The sequence below is a fragment of the Galbibacter pacificus genome (genome assembly GCF_029603165.1).
In the GTDB taxonomy this organism is placed as follows: domain Bacteria; phylum Bacteroidota; class Bacteroidia; order Flavobacteriales; family Flavobacteriaceae; genus Galbibacter; species Galbibacter pacificus.
The window spans coordinates 415,291-430,334 of record NZ_JAQSVC010000003.1 but is presented as its reverse complement, the minus strand read 5'-3'; the positions used below and the strand labels follow the sequence as shown (position 1 = coordinate 430,334).

General features: G+C 40.7%; 14 protein-coding genes and 1 riboswitch. Of the genes, 12 read left to right on the top strand and 2 right to left on the bottom strand.

Annotated elements, in window-relative coordinates; translation table 11 throughout:
• Positions 1-18: 18 nt before the first annotated feature.
• Complete coding sequence (locus PSF86_RS10290) at positions 19-483, bottom strand: 6-pyruvoyl trahydropterin synthase family protein (protein WP_277899989.1); 465 nt, start codon at positions 481-483, stop codon at positions 19-21.
• Positions 484-737: 254 nt separating this feature from the next.
• Between PSF86_RS10290 and PSF86_RS10285 the strand changes: the two genes are divergently transcribed.
• The 12 genes from PSF86_RS10285 (at position 738) to PSF86_RS10230 (ending at position 14,155) form a co-directional block, all read left to right on the top strand.
• Positions 738-2,135 (top strand): glycoside hydrolase family 28 protein, encoded by a 1,398-nt coding sequence (locus tag PSF86_RS10285; RefSeq protein ID WP_277899988.1) that lies wholly within the window; start codon positions 738-740, stop codon positions 2,133-2,135.
• A 14-nt stretch (positions 2,136-2,149) separates the two neighbouring features.
• The gene (locus PSF86_RS10280; RefSeq protein WP_277899987.1) at positions 2,150-3,787 is read left to right on the top strand and encodes a glycoside hydrolase family 43 protein; all 1,638 of its coding nucleotides are present in this window, start codon (positions 2,150-2,152) and stop codon (positions 3,785-3,787) included.
• Positions 3,788-3,828: 41 nt separating this feature from the next.
• Positions 3,829-6,474: a glycoside hydrolase family 3 C-terminal domain-containing protein gene (locus PSF86_RS10275; protein WP_277899986.1), complete on the top strand. Its 2,646-nt coding sequence runs from the start codon at positions 3,829-3,831 to the stop codon at positions 6,472-6,474.
• A 106-nt stretch (positions 6,475-6,580) separates the two neighbouring features.
• Positions 6,581-7,225: a 2OG-Fe(II) oxygenase gene (locus PSF86_RS10270; RefSeq protein ID WP_277899985.1), complete on the top strand. Its 645-nt coding sequence runs from the start codon at positions 6,581-6,583 to the stop codon at positions 7,223-7,225.
• 102 nt (positions 7,226-7,327) lie between these two features.
• Positions 7,328-7,422, top strand: a riboswitch (TPP riboswitch).
• Between the two features lie 119 nt (positions 7,423-7,541).
• Complete coding sequence (gene thiS / locus PSF86_RS10265) at positions 7,542-7,742, top strand: sulfur carrier protein ThiS (RefSeq protein ID WP_277899984.1); 201 nt, start codon at positions 7,542-7,544, stop codon at positions 7,740-7,742.
• Between the two features lie 161 nt (positions 7,743-7,903).
• The gene (gene thiC / locus PSF86_RS10260; RefSeq protein ID WP_277899983.1) at positions 7,904-9,766 is read left to right on the top strand and encodes a phosphomethylpyrimidine synthase ThiC; all 1,863 of its coding nucleotides are present in this window, start codon (positions 7,904-7,906) and stop codon (positions 9,764-9,766) included.
• Positions 9,767-9,824: 58 nt separating this feature from the next.
• Complete coding sequence (locus tag PSF86_RS10255) at positions 9,825-10,421, top strand: thiamine phosphate synthase (protein WP_277899982.1); 597 nt, start codon at positions 9,825-9,827, stop codon at positions 10,419-10,421.
• On the top strand, positions 10,402-11,169 hold the full coding sequence (locus PSF86_RS10250; protein ID WP_277899981.1) for a hydroxymethylpyrimidine/phosphomethylpyrimidine kinase: 768 nt from the start codon (positions 10,402-10,404) through the stop codon (positions 11,167-11,169). Before PSF86_RS10255 ends, PSF86_RS10250 begins: the two co-directional genes overlap by 20 nt.
• Positions 11,160-11,813, top strand: coding sequence for a thiamine phosphate synthase (thiE, locus tag PSF86_RS10245; RefSeq protein WP_277899980.1), 654 nt, complete (start codon positions 11,160-11,162; stop codon positions 11,811-11,813). The genes PSF86_RS10250 and thiE overlap by 10 nt, the downstream gene beginning before the upstream one ends.
• Positions 11,803-12,582, top strand: a complete 780-nt coding sequence (locus tag PSF86_RS10240; RefSeq protein WP_277899979.1) for a thiazole synthase — start codon at positions 11,803-11,805, stop codon at positions 12,580-12,582. The genes thiE and PSF86_RS10240 overlap by 11 nt, the downstream gene beginning before the upstream one ends.
• On the top strand, positions 12,575-13,690 hold the full coding sequence (gene thiH, locus PSF86_RS10235; protein WP_277899978.1) for a 2-iminoacetate synthase ThiH: 1,116 nt from the start codon (positions 12,575-12,577) through the stop codon (positions 13,688-13,690). Before PSF86_RS10240 ends, thiH begins: the two co-directional genes overlap by 8 nt.
• A 117-nt stretch (positions 13,691-13,807) precedes the next feature.
• Positions 13,808-14,155 carry a hypothetical protein gene (locus PSF86_RS10230; RefSeq protein WP_277899977.1) on the top strand — a complete coding sequence of 116 codons (348 nt, stop codon included), beginning with the start codon at positions 13,808-13,810 and terminating at the stop codon, positions 14,153-14,155.
• Positions 14,156-14,209: 54 nt separating this feature from the next.
• On the opposite strand, the gene PSF86_RS10225 is transcribed toward PSF86_RS10230, so the two are convergent.
• Entirely contained in the window at positions 14,210-14,977 is a 768-nt protein-coding gene (locus PSF86_RS10225; protein WP_277899976.1) for an enoyl-CoA hydratase/isomerase family protein, read from the bottom strand.
• Between the last annotated feature and the right edge of the window lie 67 nt (positions 14,978-15,044).

Below are 15,044 nucleotides of genomic sequence, written 5' to 3'. Positions count from 1 at the left end.
CGGGGAGGTTGAAAAAACTTAAATGGGTTCATGTTCATTGTCGCTGGCATACCATTCGGCAAAAGAGGTTTCAGTTTCCTGCAATTTTAGCGAATGTAATTTGATATGTTGGGGAAGTTTTTTTTGAATTTTTTTTGCAAAATCAATCACCATGTTTTCACTGGTGGGTTGATAATCCACTAAAATAACGTTGTGCCCCCGCCCAGATAATTCTTTGGCCAATTCTACATGCGGTGTGTTTTTGTTAAAAACCGTGGCATGATCAAAAACATCGACAATATCTTCTTTCACGATTTTTTTTAAATCACCAAAATCGATTACCATCCCCAATTTTACGTGCGAAGTGTCGGTAATGGGTGTTCCAATTACGGTTACAGACAATTTGTAACTATGCCCATGCACATTCCTGCATTTTCCGTCGTAACCATAAAGGGCATGGCCGGTTTCAAAACTGAACTGTTTGGTAATTCTTATTGTACTCATCTCCAGGAAAATTTTTACAAAGATAATGAGAATTATATAGGAAAAATGCGTTTTTAAATGGATGCTCCTTATTATAATTTTTGAAGCAAACTTTATTAAAACCCACAGGCTTGCTACTCAAGAATGAGATTTTATGGATTTCCCTTCTTTTATTTTATGAAACCATAAAAAAGCAACCCTAAAATTTGTAAATATGCTCCAAGTGAATATATTTGTGTAATCGATTGCATTAAACACACCATAAAACAGCCAAAATGAAAAAGCTTCTATTAAGCCTTATAACTACATTGTTGATTTTTTCATGTAAAGAAGAATCAAAAAAAGAAATTGTCCAAGAAGACCCTGTTGCTAAAATTATTGAAGGGATTATTGTTCCTGAATTTCCCGATAAAACTTTCAACATTAAAGATTTTGGTGCCGTAAACGATGGGAAAACCGATAATACCAATGCCATAAAAGAAGCTATCAAGGCATGCACCAATACCGGTGGCGGAAAGGTAATTATTCCCAAAGGAAAATACCTTACGGGACCGATTCACCTAAAAAGCAATATAAATTTACATTTGGAAGAAGGGGCCGAGGTGCTTTTCACCAAAGATAAAAAGGCATATTTACCGGTGGTACACACTTCTTATGAAGGGGTGGAACTCATGAACTATTCCCCGCTTATCTATGCTTACAAACAAAAAAATATTGCCGTGACCGGAAAAGGGGTTTTTAACGGGCAAGCAGGTAAAAAAAATTGGTGGCCTTGGTGTGGAGCTGAGCGTTACGGACATAAAGAAGGAGCGCCTCAACAAAAGGATTCCATTAATTTGCCAACTTTACGCAAAATGAATGAAGCCGGAACCCCGGTTGCAGAACGTGTTTTTGGCGAAGGGCATCATTTGCGCCCTACATTTTTTGAACCCTTTGAATGCGAAAACATTTTGGTACAAGGCGTAACCTTTACCAATGCACCTTTTTGGGTAATGCACCCCATAAAATCAACAAACATTACTGTTGATGGCGTTACCGTAAGCAGTCATGGACCCAACAACGATGGTTGCGATCCCGAATACAGCAAGAATGTATACATAAAAAATTGTTTGTTTGATACGGGCGATGATTGTATCGCCATAAAATCGGGAAGAAACGATGATGGAAGGCGGGTAAATATCCCAAGCGAAAATATTGTAGTTGAAAATTGCGAAATGAAAGACGGTCACGGAGGAGTTGTAATGGGAAGCGAAATTTCTGCCGGGGTACGCAATGTGTATGTAAGAAACTGTAAAATGGACAGTCCGAACCTGGAACGTGCCATCCGTATTAAAACCAACACGCTTCGTGGTGGGTTTGTGGAGAATGTTTTTGTAAAGAATATTGAAGTTGGACAGGTAAAAGAAGCATTTTTAAAAATAAATACCCATTATGGAATTTATGCCAACCAAGAAGGTAATTACATGCCGAGCATTAAAAATATACATATAGAAGATGTCAAGGTTGATAACGGAGGAAAATATGGAATTTTAATACGTGGGCGCAAAGCAAACCCCGTAAAAAACATCACTTTTAAAAACGTTACCATCAAAAAGGCAAAAATGCCAATGCTTGTGGAACATGCAGAGCCTATTCAGTTTACAAATACAACCATCAACGGAGCGAAATACTGAAAACATTCAAAAAAATGCTTGGCAAGATTTTAAAAACACTTTTTCTAACGGGCGTTGTATTTCAAGGGTCTTATGCACAGAATACTGATTTGTACAAATCCGATGTCTGGGTAGCCGATCAAGGTGATGGAACCTACAAAAACCCTATTTTACATGCCGATTATTCAGATCCGGACGTGGTGCGTGTGGGCAATGATTATTACATGACGGCTTCCAGTTTTAACTGTGCCCCGGGACTTCCCGTACTTCATTCAAAAGACATGGTAAATTGGGAACTTATTAATTACGCACTTCGGGAGCAAATTCCTGTTGATCATTTTAAAATTCCCCAACATGGAAACGGCGTTTGGGCACCGAGCATCCGTTATCATAACAATGAAATTTATATTTATTGGGGCGATCCTGATTTCGGAATTTACATGGTAAAAACCAAAGACCCGTTTGGTAAATGGGATGAGCCCGTCTTGGTAATGGAGGCCAAAGGAGCCATTGACCCCAGTCCGCTTTGGGACGACAATGGGAAAGCCTATTTGGTACATGCCTGGGCAGGTAGCCGTGCCGGAGTAAAAAGTTTGTTGACCGTGCATGAAATGAACTCCGAAGGAACCAAAATACTGGATAAAGGAAAGCACGTTTTCGATGGCCACGACGCAAACCCAACGGTTGAAGGCGCTAAATTTTACAAACGAAACGGGTATTACTACATTTTTGCGCCCGCTGGGGGCGTAGCCACGGGATGGCAACTTGTTTTAAGGTCAAAAGACATTTTTGGACCTTATGAAGAAAAAGTGGTGCTGGAACAGGGAAGCACAAAAATTAATGGTCCGCATCAAGGAGCTTGGGTAGAAACGCCAGCAGGAGTCTCTTGGTTTTATCATTTTCAAGATGTTGACGCTTATGGAAGAATAGTGCACTTACAACCCATGAGTTGGAAAAACAACTGGCCGGTAATGGGCGAAGATTACGATGGAAATGGTGTTGGCGAACCGGTAACTAAACATAAAAAGCCAATTGTTGGAGAAACATATCCAATGGTCTCTCCTATTGAAACCGATGAATTTAGCACAGATAAACTAGGCCTTCAATGGCAATGGCAGGCCAATCCAAATGTATTATGGAGCGTACAACTTCGAAACACCGATTATTTACGGCTGTTCTGCAGGAAAGTACCCGAAGGGAGCAGAAACCTTTGGATGGTTCCCAATCTCTTGCTTCAAAAATTTCCTGCAAATAACTTTTCTGCGACAACAAAGGTGAAGCTTTTCCCGGAGGAAGCCATATCTGGTAAAAGTTCAGGGCTCATCATCATGGGAATGGATTATGCAACGCTAACAATTGCTTCGGATAAAGATGGGTTTTTTATTGCACAAACCGAAGCTTTGGAGGCCATCAATGGAAACGACGAAAAAATAATTACTAAAGCGCGCATCAAAAGCAATCAAATATATTTTAAGGTTACTGTAAGGACTCCAGATGCCACCTGCCGATTCAGTTATAGCGAAAGTGGTAAAAAATTTAAACAAATAGGGAAACCTTTTAAAGCACAACCCGGTAAGTGGATTGGTGCTAAAGTGGGCCTTTTTAGCATAAGTACACAAAAGGCAAAACGCGGAGGCTATGCAGATTTTGATTGGTTCAGAATTTCTGAGTAATTTAATGCCTTTATTTAAGTGTAGAACAAACACCCGCCAAAATGAAAAACCAGACCCTTGCAAAATCTTTTTTGTCTTTATTGCTAATAACGATTGTTAATTTAAGCAATGCACAAAGCTATCCTTTTCAAAACACTGAATTATCGGAAGAAGAACGTTTAGACGATATAATGGAACGCCTCACGGTTGAGGAAAAAATTAACCAATTGCTGTTCAGGGCACCTGCAATTGAACGATTGGGGATACCCAAATACAATTGGTGGAACGAATCGTTGCACGGGGTGGCAAGGGCTGGGTACGCTACTGTTTTTCCGCAGTCCATAACCATTGCCGCTTCTTGGGACAAAGATTTAATATTTGCGGTTGCTTCAGCAATATCCGATGAAGCCCGAGCAAAGCATCATGAATACATACGCAGGGGCCAACGGGAAATTTATCAAGGGCTTACCTTTTGGTCACCCAATATCAATATTTATCGCGATCCAAGGTGGGGGCGGGGCCATGAAACATATGGAGAAGACCCCTATCTCACTGGGGAATTAGGGACGCAATTTGTAAAGGGCTTGCAAGGCGACGACCAGAAATACCTAAAAGTGGTGGCAACTGCCAAGCATTTCGCTGTACATTCCGGTCCTGAACCTTTACGGCATGAATTCGACGTAATGCCCACACAAAAAGATTTATGGGAAACGTATTTGCCGGCCTTCCGTTCGTTGGTAAAAGAGGGCAATGTATATTCGGTCATGACGGCCTACAACCGTGTTTATGGGGAAGCGGCAAGTGCCAGTGACACACTGTTTGATATTTTAAGGAATAAGTGGGGCTTTGATGGTTATGTGGTGTCAGATTGTGGCGCTATTTACGATATGTGGAAAACACACGGTGTAGCAAAAGATGCTATGGAAGCCTCGGCAATGGCCGTTAAAGAGGGTTGCGACCTAAACTGCGGCAATTCTTATGAAAAATTAACCGATGCTGTTAAAAACGGGCTTATAAATGAAGCAGAATTAACCATTGCCCTTCGCCGGTTGATGCGGGCACGCTTAAAACTGGGGATGTTTGATCCCGATGAAAAAGTTCCTTATGCACAAATTCCCTTTTCGGATAACAACAGTACCGAACATAACGATTTAGCAAAAAAAGCCGCCCGGGAAAGCATTGTTCTTCTAAAAAACAAAAACAATCTTTTGCCTTTTTCAAAAGAAGTAAAAAAAGTAGCTGTGATTGGCCCGAATGCAGCTAATGTACAGTCGCTTTGGGGAAATTACAACGGCATACCAAAAAGCCCGGTAACGGTTTTGCAGGGAATTAAAAATAAATTGGGCTCCCAAACAACTATTTTATATGAAGAAGGTTGCGAATTAGCAAAAGGAATACCCTCCATGGAAGCCATTCCGTCAAAATACCTTTCAACAAAAGATGGTAAACAAGGGCTTACCGCTCAATATTACAACGAGACGGAATGGAAAGGAGTACCACTTTTTACTAAAATAGACAGCACGATTGACTTTCAATGGGATATTGAAACACCCGACCCGCGCTTAAAAATAGGAAATTACAGCGTTCGCTGGACAGGATACATCACTCCTCCAAAAACTGGAATCTATTACTTTAGTGATTGGGGCAAACCTTTTATGGAGTTTACCATTGCCAATGAGGTTAAAGGTGGGGGAAATCACGAGCACCGCGCGGTTATAGACCCTAAAGAAATGGTAATGGAAAGAGGGAAAAAATATAAAATTGAAGTAAAATATAACAATTATTATGGCGATGCTACCGCTAAAATGCTTTGGAGCATACCAAAGGAAAATCAATTGAAAAAAGCAACCGAAATAGCCAAAGATGCCGATGTGGTAATCCTCGCTTTAGGGCTTAACGAACGCTTGGAAGGCGAAGAAATGAAGGTAGCAGTTGAAGGGTTTTCCGGTGGCGACCGGACCGATCTTAATTTGCCAAAAGCCCAAATAGAACTCATGCAGGCCATAGTTGCCACTGGAAAACCTGTTGTATTGGTATTGCTTAACGGAAGTGCCTTGTCGATTAACTGGGCATCGGCAAATGTTCCGGCAATTTTGTCGGCGGGATATCCCGGTCAGGAAGGGGGCGATGCCATTGCAGATGTACTCTTTGGCGATTACAACCCCGCGGGAAGGCTTCCGGTTACTTATTACAAATCGGTTGACGACTTGCCCCCGTTTGAAGATTACAACATGCAGGGACGAACTTATAAGTATTTCAACAAAGAACCGCTCTATCCATTTGGGTACGGGCTTAGCTATACCAAGTTTGAATATTCATCATGTAAACTTCCCACGGAAATTGAAATAAATAAACCGATCCCTGTTTCTGTTGAAGTTACTAACACAGGTAATTATGATGGAGACGAAGTGGTACAGTTATACCTTACCGATGAAGAAGCCTCAACAAAGCGGCCAATCCGTCAATTAATTGGCTTTAAAAGGATTCACCTAAAAAAAGGAGGTAAGCAAAAAGTGGAGTTTACCATTCAGCCAAGGCAGTTGTCCATGATAAATAACGAGGACAGGTTGGTTATCGAGCCTGGTTGGTTTACCATCAGTGTCGGAGGGAAACAACCCGGTTTTACAGGCGGCCAAGATGCAAATACCACCCAAACAATTTTAAAGCGTATTGAAGTAAAGGGCAAAAGCATACCGGTGGCTTACTAAATTGCCTGTTTACATATGGGTTGATAAAATGGTTAATAGCTCCATTATTTAACAAATAACCGTTCAAATTAAAAGCTATATTTGCGCACTTTTTAATGAGCAGCATATGAGTGAGTTGTTCGATCAACTAGAATTTGTGGAAGATCCGTTGTACGAGCGTATTATCAACGATCTTTTGGAGCAGCAATACAGCGTTATAGACAACTTCTTTACAGATGATGAAGTGGTGCTGCTACGCAATTCCCTGATGGCCAAATACGAGGAGGAACAGTTTAAAAAAGCGGCCATTGGCAATAAGTTTGACGAACAGATTATAAAATCCATCCGTGGCGACTTTGTTTTATGGATCGACGAGCAAAAAGCCAACGCGGCCGAGACACGCTTCTTCCACAAAATAAACCATATGACACATTACCTTAACAAAACCTGCTTTTTGGGTATTTTGCACAAAGAATTTCATTATGCCGTCTATCCCGAAGGCACCTTTTACAAACGTCATTTGGATACTTTCCAGAACGATGACCGTAGGAAACTATCTTTTGTTTGTTATCTCAACGACGAATATTGGAAAAACGAAAATGGCGGCGAACTGGTAATCTATCAGGAAAAAAACGGTGTGGAAGCAGCCAAAAGTTTGTATCCACTGCCCGGGCGCGTTGTTATTTTTGAAAGCCAGCTCTTAGAGCATGAAGTAAAGACAGTATTGGCCGCAGAACGGTATAGCATTACGGGCTGGTTAAAAACAAGGTAATGTTTAGGTCAATATTTAATGACGCACGAAATCTCAAAGCAATGTTCCTTTTGTCGAATAATCGCTTTGCATCCTCAAACAAAATACATACCTTTATCACAACATAAACTTTAGGGGTGCCGTGAAAGCCGGCTGAGATAAAACCCTCGGAACCTGATCTCGTTAATACGAGCGAAGGGAAAAGTTGAAATATTTAAGCGACATACTATTTCCAAATAGTATGTTTTGGGGACAAGGCTACTTACGGCACTTGTAACCTATTCAATCTACTTTTCAGGGAGTTCCCCTCCTAAAGTTTACAGAAAAACATAAAAAAATGATTACTGTAAACGTAAACAGCACCAAGCACACATTTTCACAGGGCATCAATACACAGGAATTGCTGGAGCAACTGCAAGTTTCCCCAAATGGCATTGCCGTGGCCATAAACAACCAAGTCGTGCCAAAAGCAAAGTGGCAGGAAACCATTACAAATAATGCCAATATATTAATTATTAAAGCAACCCAAGGCGGATAATACTGAAGTTTTATTTGGGCGGGCCCTTCATTGCATTCCGGCCTGGCTATCCGCTGTATCCCCGACATTTATCGTCGAGGGATACCGCTGCTATCCCTGCCCGTTCCATCAATCGGGCTTTACCTAAAAAACAATTATTTAGAAAAATAAATTACAAGAACATGAATCCTAAAACCCAAAACACCACACCCAACAATACCATAAGCAGGGCTCCTTTTCCTAATTCAAATAAAATATATGTATACGGAAACATCCATAAAGGGGTAAAAGTGCCCATGCGGCAAATACAATTAGACGATACCGTAGATAAATTTAACGGAACACGCGAAAAAAACGATCCGGTATTGGTATACGATACCAGCGGCCCATATACAGACCCGAACATACAAATAGACGTGAAAAAAGGCTTGCAGCCCATTCGCGAACAATGGATAGCAGCACGGGGCGATGTTGAACAGCTCGACGGGCTTACTTCTTCTTATGGAAACGAACGCCTGAACAATGAGAATTTGGACGAACTACGGTTTCAACACCTTAAAAATCCTTTCAAGGCCAAAAAAGGGCAAAATGTTACCCAAATGCATTATGCCAAAAAAGGGATCATTACTCCCGAAATGGAATTTATAGCCATTCGTGAAAACCAAAAACTGCAAGAGGCCAAAGCCATTGCCGGGCAACATCCCGGAGAGAGCTTTGGGGCCGCCATTCCTAAAGAGATCACGCCAGAATTTGTGCGTCAGGAAGTAGCAAGTGGCCGGGCCGTTATTCCGTGCAACATCAACCACCCGGAAAGCGAACCGATGATTATTGGTAGAAATTTTCTGGTAAAAATAAATGCCAATATCGGGAACTCAGCCGTAACATCATCCATTGAAGAAGAAGTAGAAAAAGCCGTTTGGGCGTGCCGTTGGGGAGCAGATACCATTATGGACCTTTCCACTGGAAAAAACATTCATGAAACCCGTGAGTGGATTTTGCGCAATTCGCCCGTGCCCATAGGAACGGTTCCCATTTATCAGGCATTGGAGAAGGTAAACGGAAAAGCCGAAAATTTAACATGGGAGATTTTTAGGGATACCTTGATCGAACAGGCCGAACAAGGGGTTGATTATTTTACCATTCATGCCGGGGTTCGCTTGGCTTATGTACCGCATACGGCCAAACGTGTAACCGGGATTGTATCACGCGGGGGGTCTATTATGGCAAAATGGTGCTTGGCACATCATAAAGAAAACTTTTTGTACACGCATTTTGAAGAAATCTGCGAAATCATGAAAGCCTACGATGTTTCCTTTTCCCTAGGCGATGGCCTGCGTCCGGGAAGCATAGCCGATGCAAACGATTATGCACAGTTTGCCGAACTGGAAACACTTGGCGAGCTTACAAAAATTGCATGGAAATACGATGTGCAAACCATTATTGAAGGCCCCGGCCATATACCAATGCACATGATTAAGGAAAATATGGATAAACAGTTAAGAGAATGTGGCGAGGCACCCTTTTATACATTGGGGCCTTTAACAACCGATATCGCTCCCGGTTACGACCATATCACAAGCGGTATAGGTGCCGCAATGATTGGTTGGTACGGTTGTGCCATGCTATGCTATGTTACGCCAAAGGAACATTTGGGGCTGCCTAATAAAGAAGATGTAAAACAAGGTGTAATTACCTATAAAATTGCAGCACATGCCGCCGATTTGGCAAAAGGTCATCCCGGAGCCCAACACCGCGACGATGCCATGAGCAAGGCACGTTTCGAGTTCCGTTGGGAAGACCAATTTAATTTGGCATTAGACCCCGATACGGCACGTGCATATCACGATGAAACCCTGCCTTCGGACAATGCAAAGGTAGCTCATTTCTGCTCGATGTGCGGTCCTAATTTTTGCTCCATGAAGATTACTCAAGATGTGCGAAACTATGCCAAAGAAAATGGTCTAGATACTCAAGAAGCCATAGAAGAAGGAATGAAGAAAAAGGCCGAAGAGTTTAAAGAAAAGGGAAGCGAAGTATACCTATAACGATGAAATGTTTATAACCCCGATACTTGAATACTATAATTTAATAAAGCTATCAAACATGTTTACTGTAATAACATCCGAAAATAATTTAAAAAACGAGGTTGAAATTATAAACAAACTGTTTGTTGCCGGATTAAATTGCCTGCATGTCCGGAAGCCTAAAATGACTAAAGAAGAACTGCATAAATGGATTACGGACATCAATGAGAATTTCCATAATCGATGTATGCTTCATCAGCATCATGAATTGGTTTTGAAATTTAATTTGAAAGGCATTCATATAAAAGAAAAACAACGTGGCGAAATAAAAGATTTAGACAGGTACACTCGGTATTTTCAACAAGAAAATAAGTGCAAAAGTACCGGATTTCATCAGTTGGGGGAATACAAAATGTTATCTCAAAAATTCGAGTATGCATTTTTGAGCCCTGTTTTTAATTCTGTTTCAAAAGAAAATTACCATGGTATGGAATGGGATGTGAGTTCTTTACAACAAAAACCAATTGCCCTGGGTGGGGTAACGGAAAAGAACATACAAGAAACCAAAAAATTAGGATACGGAGGCATTGCTGTTTTGGGCAGCGTATGGAACGCCTCAAATCCGGTAAATGCTTTTCTGTCGTTAAAAAATGAATATGATGAGGTATATGGATAAAAGGCCTTTTGTATTGTCGATAGCCGGATTCGACCCCTCTGCCGGGGCTGGATTGTTGGCAGATATTAAAACCATTGAAGCCATCAAGGCGTATGGTTTAGGGGTTTGTACCGCCAATACCGTTCAAACGGACGAAGGCTTTTATCAATGCGAATGGACGAATCCCGAAACGATAAAATTTCAGTTACAAGTATTATTAAAAGCTTATAAAATCAAGGCTGTTAAGATTGGAATTGTTCAAAATGAAAAACTGTTAAATGAATTGCTCGACATGATAAAAAAGTACAATTCCAACACAAAAATAGTATTGGACCCGGTGTTAAAATCAACAAGCGGACATCGGTTTCAGCAAGCAGGGGATTTTTTATCAGAAGAAACAGTAAAAAAAATCACATTGTTAACGCCCAATTATGAAGAAATTGAACAATTACGTCCTTTATTTTCAATGGAAAGAACTATTAAAGCTTTAATGGTTCATACAAATATATTACTCAAAGGAGGACATCATCCAGCAGAAAAGGGAAAAGACGTTTTATATGAAAAAGGAAAGGAAAACTTGGTTTTATTCCCCTTATCAACTGGAAAAATATACGAAAAGCATGGGAGTGGCTGTGTGCTGTCATCGGCAATTACAACCTATTTAGCGTTGGGTTTGCCACTTCATGAAGCTTGTAAAAAGGCAAAACAGTATACGGAAAGCATTTTAATATCGAATACCACCAAATTAGGTTACCATTTATGGAAATAGCCAAGTTACATTATATATCGCAAGGAAAAACGCCAAAAGAACACATTCAAAACATAAAAAATGTTTGTGAAAGCGGAGTGAAATGGGTGCAATTGCGTTTAAAAAACGAATCACCGCCCACCATATTAAAAACGACCTTAATAGCTAAGTCCATTTGCGAAGCATATGGGGTTAAGCTTATATTAAACGATTATCTGGAAATAGCCAAAGAGCTGGATGTAGATGGTGTTCATTTAGGAAAAGAAGACAGTTGCCCTTTGCTGGCGAGAAAATTATTGGGACCCGAAAAAATTATTGGGGGAACGGCCAATACCAAGAAAGATTGTAGGGGCTTAATTGATAAAGGAGTGAATTATATTGGTTTAGGCCCTTTTCGATATACGGAGACAAAGAAAAGCTTAAGTCCGATTCTCGGAATTGATGGATATCATAACATAATTGTAGCATTACGATTAAAAAAACACAACATTCCAATAATTGCGATAGGCGGAATATTGCAAACCGATTTAAATCTATTAAAAGAAACAGGGGTATATGGCGTTGCCATGTCCGGTTGGTTGACCAACACAGCAAACCTTGAAGAAAAAATTAATACTATTCACGCACGAATGCGTAAAAAAATACCCATGAATTATGCAAAATGAAGATTATTTGAAAATAGCCGATAAAAAATTTCAATCGCGTCTATTTGTAGGCACTGGAAAGTTTAGTTCGGCCACCCTGATGAAAGAGGCCATAAAGGCAAGCGGTAGCGAACTGGTAACCGTGGCCTTAAAAAGGGTGGATGCCCAAAATGAAGAAGATGACCTGCTAAATGGTTTGCAAAACAAGCACCTTAATTTATTGCCGAATACCTCGGGGGTACGAAATGCAAAAGAAGCTGTTTTCGCGGCCGAATTGGCACGGGAGGCCTTGGAAACAAATTGGGTAAAGTTAGAAATTCACCCAGACCCTAATTATTTGTTACCCGACCCGGTTGAAACATTAAAAGCCACCGAAAAATTGGTAAAAAAAGGTTTTGTGGTAATGCCATATATACATGCTGACCCCGTTTTGTGCAAAAGGTTGGAAGATATAGGCGTGCAATGTGTAATGCCTTTGGGAGCACCAATTGGGACCAACAAAGGGTTGAAGACGTTCGATTTTCTGGAAATTATTATAGCACAAAGTACAGTTCCTGTTATTGTCGACGCGGGCATAGGGGCACCGTCTCATGCGGCGGCGGCCATGGAAATGGGAGCCGATGCGGTTTTGGTAAATACGGCCATAGCGGTTTCTAATAATCCCGTTGGCATGGCAAAAGCATTTAAAAAAGGCGTAGAAGCAGGACGGGAAGCATATTTGGCAAGCTTGGCAAACATTCAGGCGAAAGCAGAAGCCAGTAGCCCATTAACCAGTTTTTTATATGAGTAGTTTTAGAGATACCTTTGAGAAATATCCATGGACCCATGTTTTGGAAAGCATTATGGACAAAACTTCCAACGATGTAATTCGCGCCTTGGAAAGACCCAAGCCAAACCAGGAAGATTTAAAGGCATTGATAGCTCCGGCGGCTAAACCTTTTCTGGAAGAAATGGCACAAAAAAGCAGTATAATCACAAAAAAACGTTTTGGGAACACCATGCAAATGTTCGCGCCCATGTATTTAAGCAATGAATGCCAAAATATATGCACCTATTGCGGTTTTAGCTTTACCAATAAAATCCCGCGCCGTACATTAACCGATGCTGAAATATTAGAAGAAGTGGGCTACATAAAAAGCAAGGGATTTGAACATATCTTACTGGTTACGGGAGAGGCAAATGCAACCGTTGGGGTTTCGTATTTAAAAAACGCCATTCAATTAATACGAAACCATTTTTCGAACATAAGCATTGAAGTGCAGCCTTTGGATCAAGATGAATATGAATTGTTGATTGATGAAGGCCTGTATGCCGTTTTGGTATATCAGGAAACATATCATGAAATGGAATATAAAAAACATCATCCGAAGGGGAAAAAATCAAACTTTTTCTATCGGTTGGAAACGCCCGACCGATTGGGGCGGGCCGGAGTCCATAAAATAGGGCTCGGGGCTTTATTTGGGCTGGAGGATTGGCGAGCCGACAGTTTTTTCACGGCATTGCATTTGTCGTATCTTAAAAAAACATATTGGCGAACTAAATTTTCAATCTCTTTTCCTCGTTTACGACCTTTTTCGGGGGGATTGGAACCAAAAGTAGCAATGACCGACCGGGATTTGGTGCAGTTAATATGCGCTTACCGGTTGTTTGACGAAGATGTGGAATTATCAATTTCAACAAGGGAAAATGAAAAGTTTAGGGACCATATTGTAAACTTGGGGATTACATCTATGAGTGCCGAGTCTAAAACCAATCCGGGGGGGTATGTAGTCGATAAACAGTCGTTAGACCAATTCGAAATATCCGATGAACGGCCAACTGAAGAAATAGCAACCATGCTACGGAATCAAGGGATTGATGTCGTATGGAAAGATTGGGAGAATAATTGGGCAAAATAAAACTTTTTTACGGAACGATTTAGCAAATATTTAAGAATTTTGCACTTAAAAAAACGCAGCTTTTTATTTATATTTGACAATATATCGAGCGTATATTAATATATAAATAAAAAAGTTATGAAAAAAAGACTATTTATTGCAGTATTCTCATTTTTTGCATTTTTAGCCCAAGCGCAGGATAAGGAAATTAAGTTAGGGGATGTTTTAAAGATTAACAATATTCCGGAAGCGACATTTCAACACATAGAGTTACCAAAAAAGAATATAATTATTAAAAGAGGCGGAGTGCCCGATTATAAAACGGTACATAATAACGAAGTAGTAGTTACAAAACTAACGACAAACCATGAAGGGGAACAAATGGCCACCTTAAAAAGAAAAGATGGGCGTAATTTCTTTGTTAGTTTTCCGTCGATTACAGCCAATGTAACGAGGGCTATTGCCGAGGAGGAAATTAGTTATTAAAATAAGCTTGAATGGCCAAATTGTATCGGTGCTTTTTGGAAACTTACAATGGGGTTATTTTTTAAATTTTTCTAAGGCTTTTTTGGTTTCGGGAGATAGCACGAGCCGGCCGGAAGTTTCTGCTCTTTCTTCTAAGAGCGACTCCCAATGGTCGGTACCTTGCCACATGATTTTTTTCATGGCCAAAACGGCTTGAGGGTTGTATGCAGCGAGTTTGTTCGTTAAAATATCAATTTCTTCATCAACATCGGTAAGGGATTCAAAAACTTTGGCATACAACCCTCTTTCTTTTGCCCAGTATGCATTTTTCCATTCGGTAGCGGCCAACGAAAGCTCGGCTAGGGCAGCAATGCCCATTTTGCGTTCTATGGCGGGGGCGATAACAAAAGGACCAATGCCAATGGTAAGCTCAGAAAGTTTAATGGCGGCGGCTTCGGTAGCAATGGCATAGTCGCAGGCGGCAATTAAGCCAACCCCTCCACCAACGGTTTTCCCCTGAATGCGGCCGACAATTAATTTTTTACAAAGCCGCATGGAGTTGATTACCTTGGCAAACCCGCTAAAAAACCGTTTTCCTTCTGCTTCGCTGGAAATGGCAACCAATTCATCAAAAGAAGCTCCGGCACAAAAGGCTTTTTTGCCTTCGCTTTTAAGGATTATCACATGTACGTTCTTATTCTCAGAAAGTTTTTCAAATTCATGGGCCAAACGATTTAATAATACCGTTGGAAAAGAATTACTGGCAGGATGGCCAAATTCAATGGTTGCAATGTTATTTTCAATTTTTGTATATAAACTTCCATCAAGACGATCGGTGCCCATGTTTTGTATGTTTTGCAATTGTTATATCAAAAATAAGTAATCAAAGCCAGCTTGGGGAATTTTTATC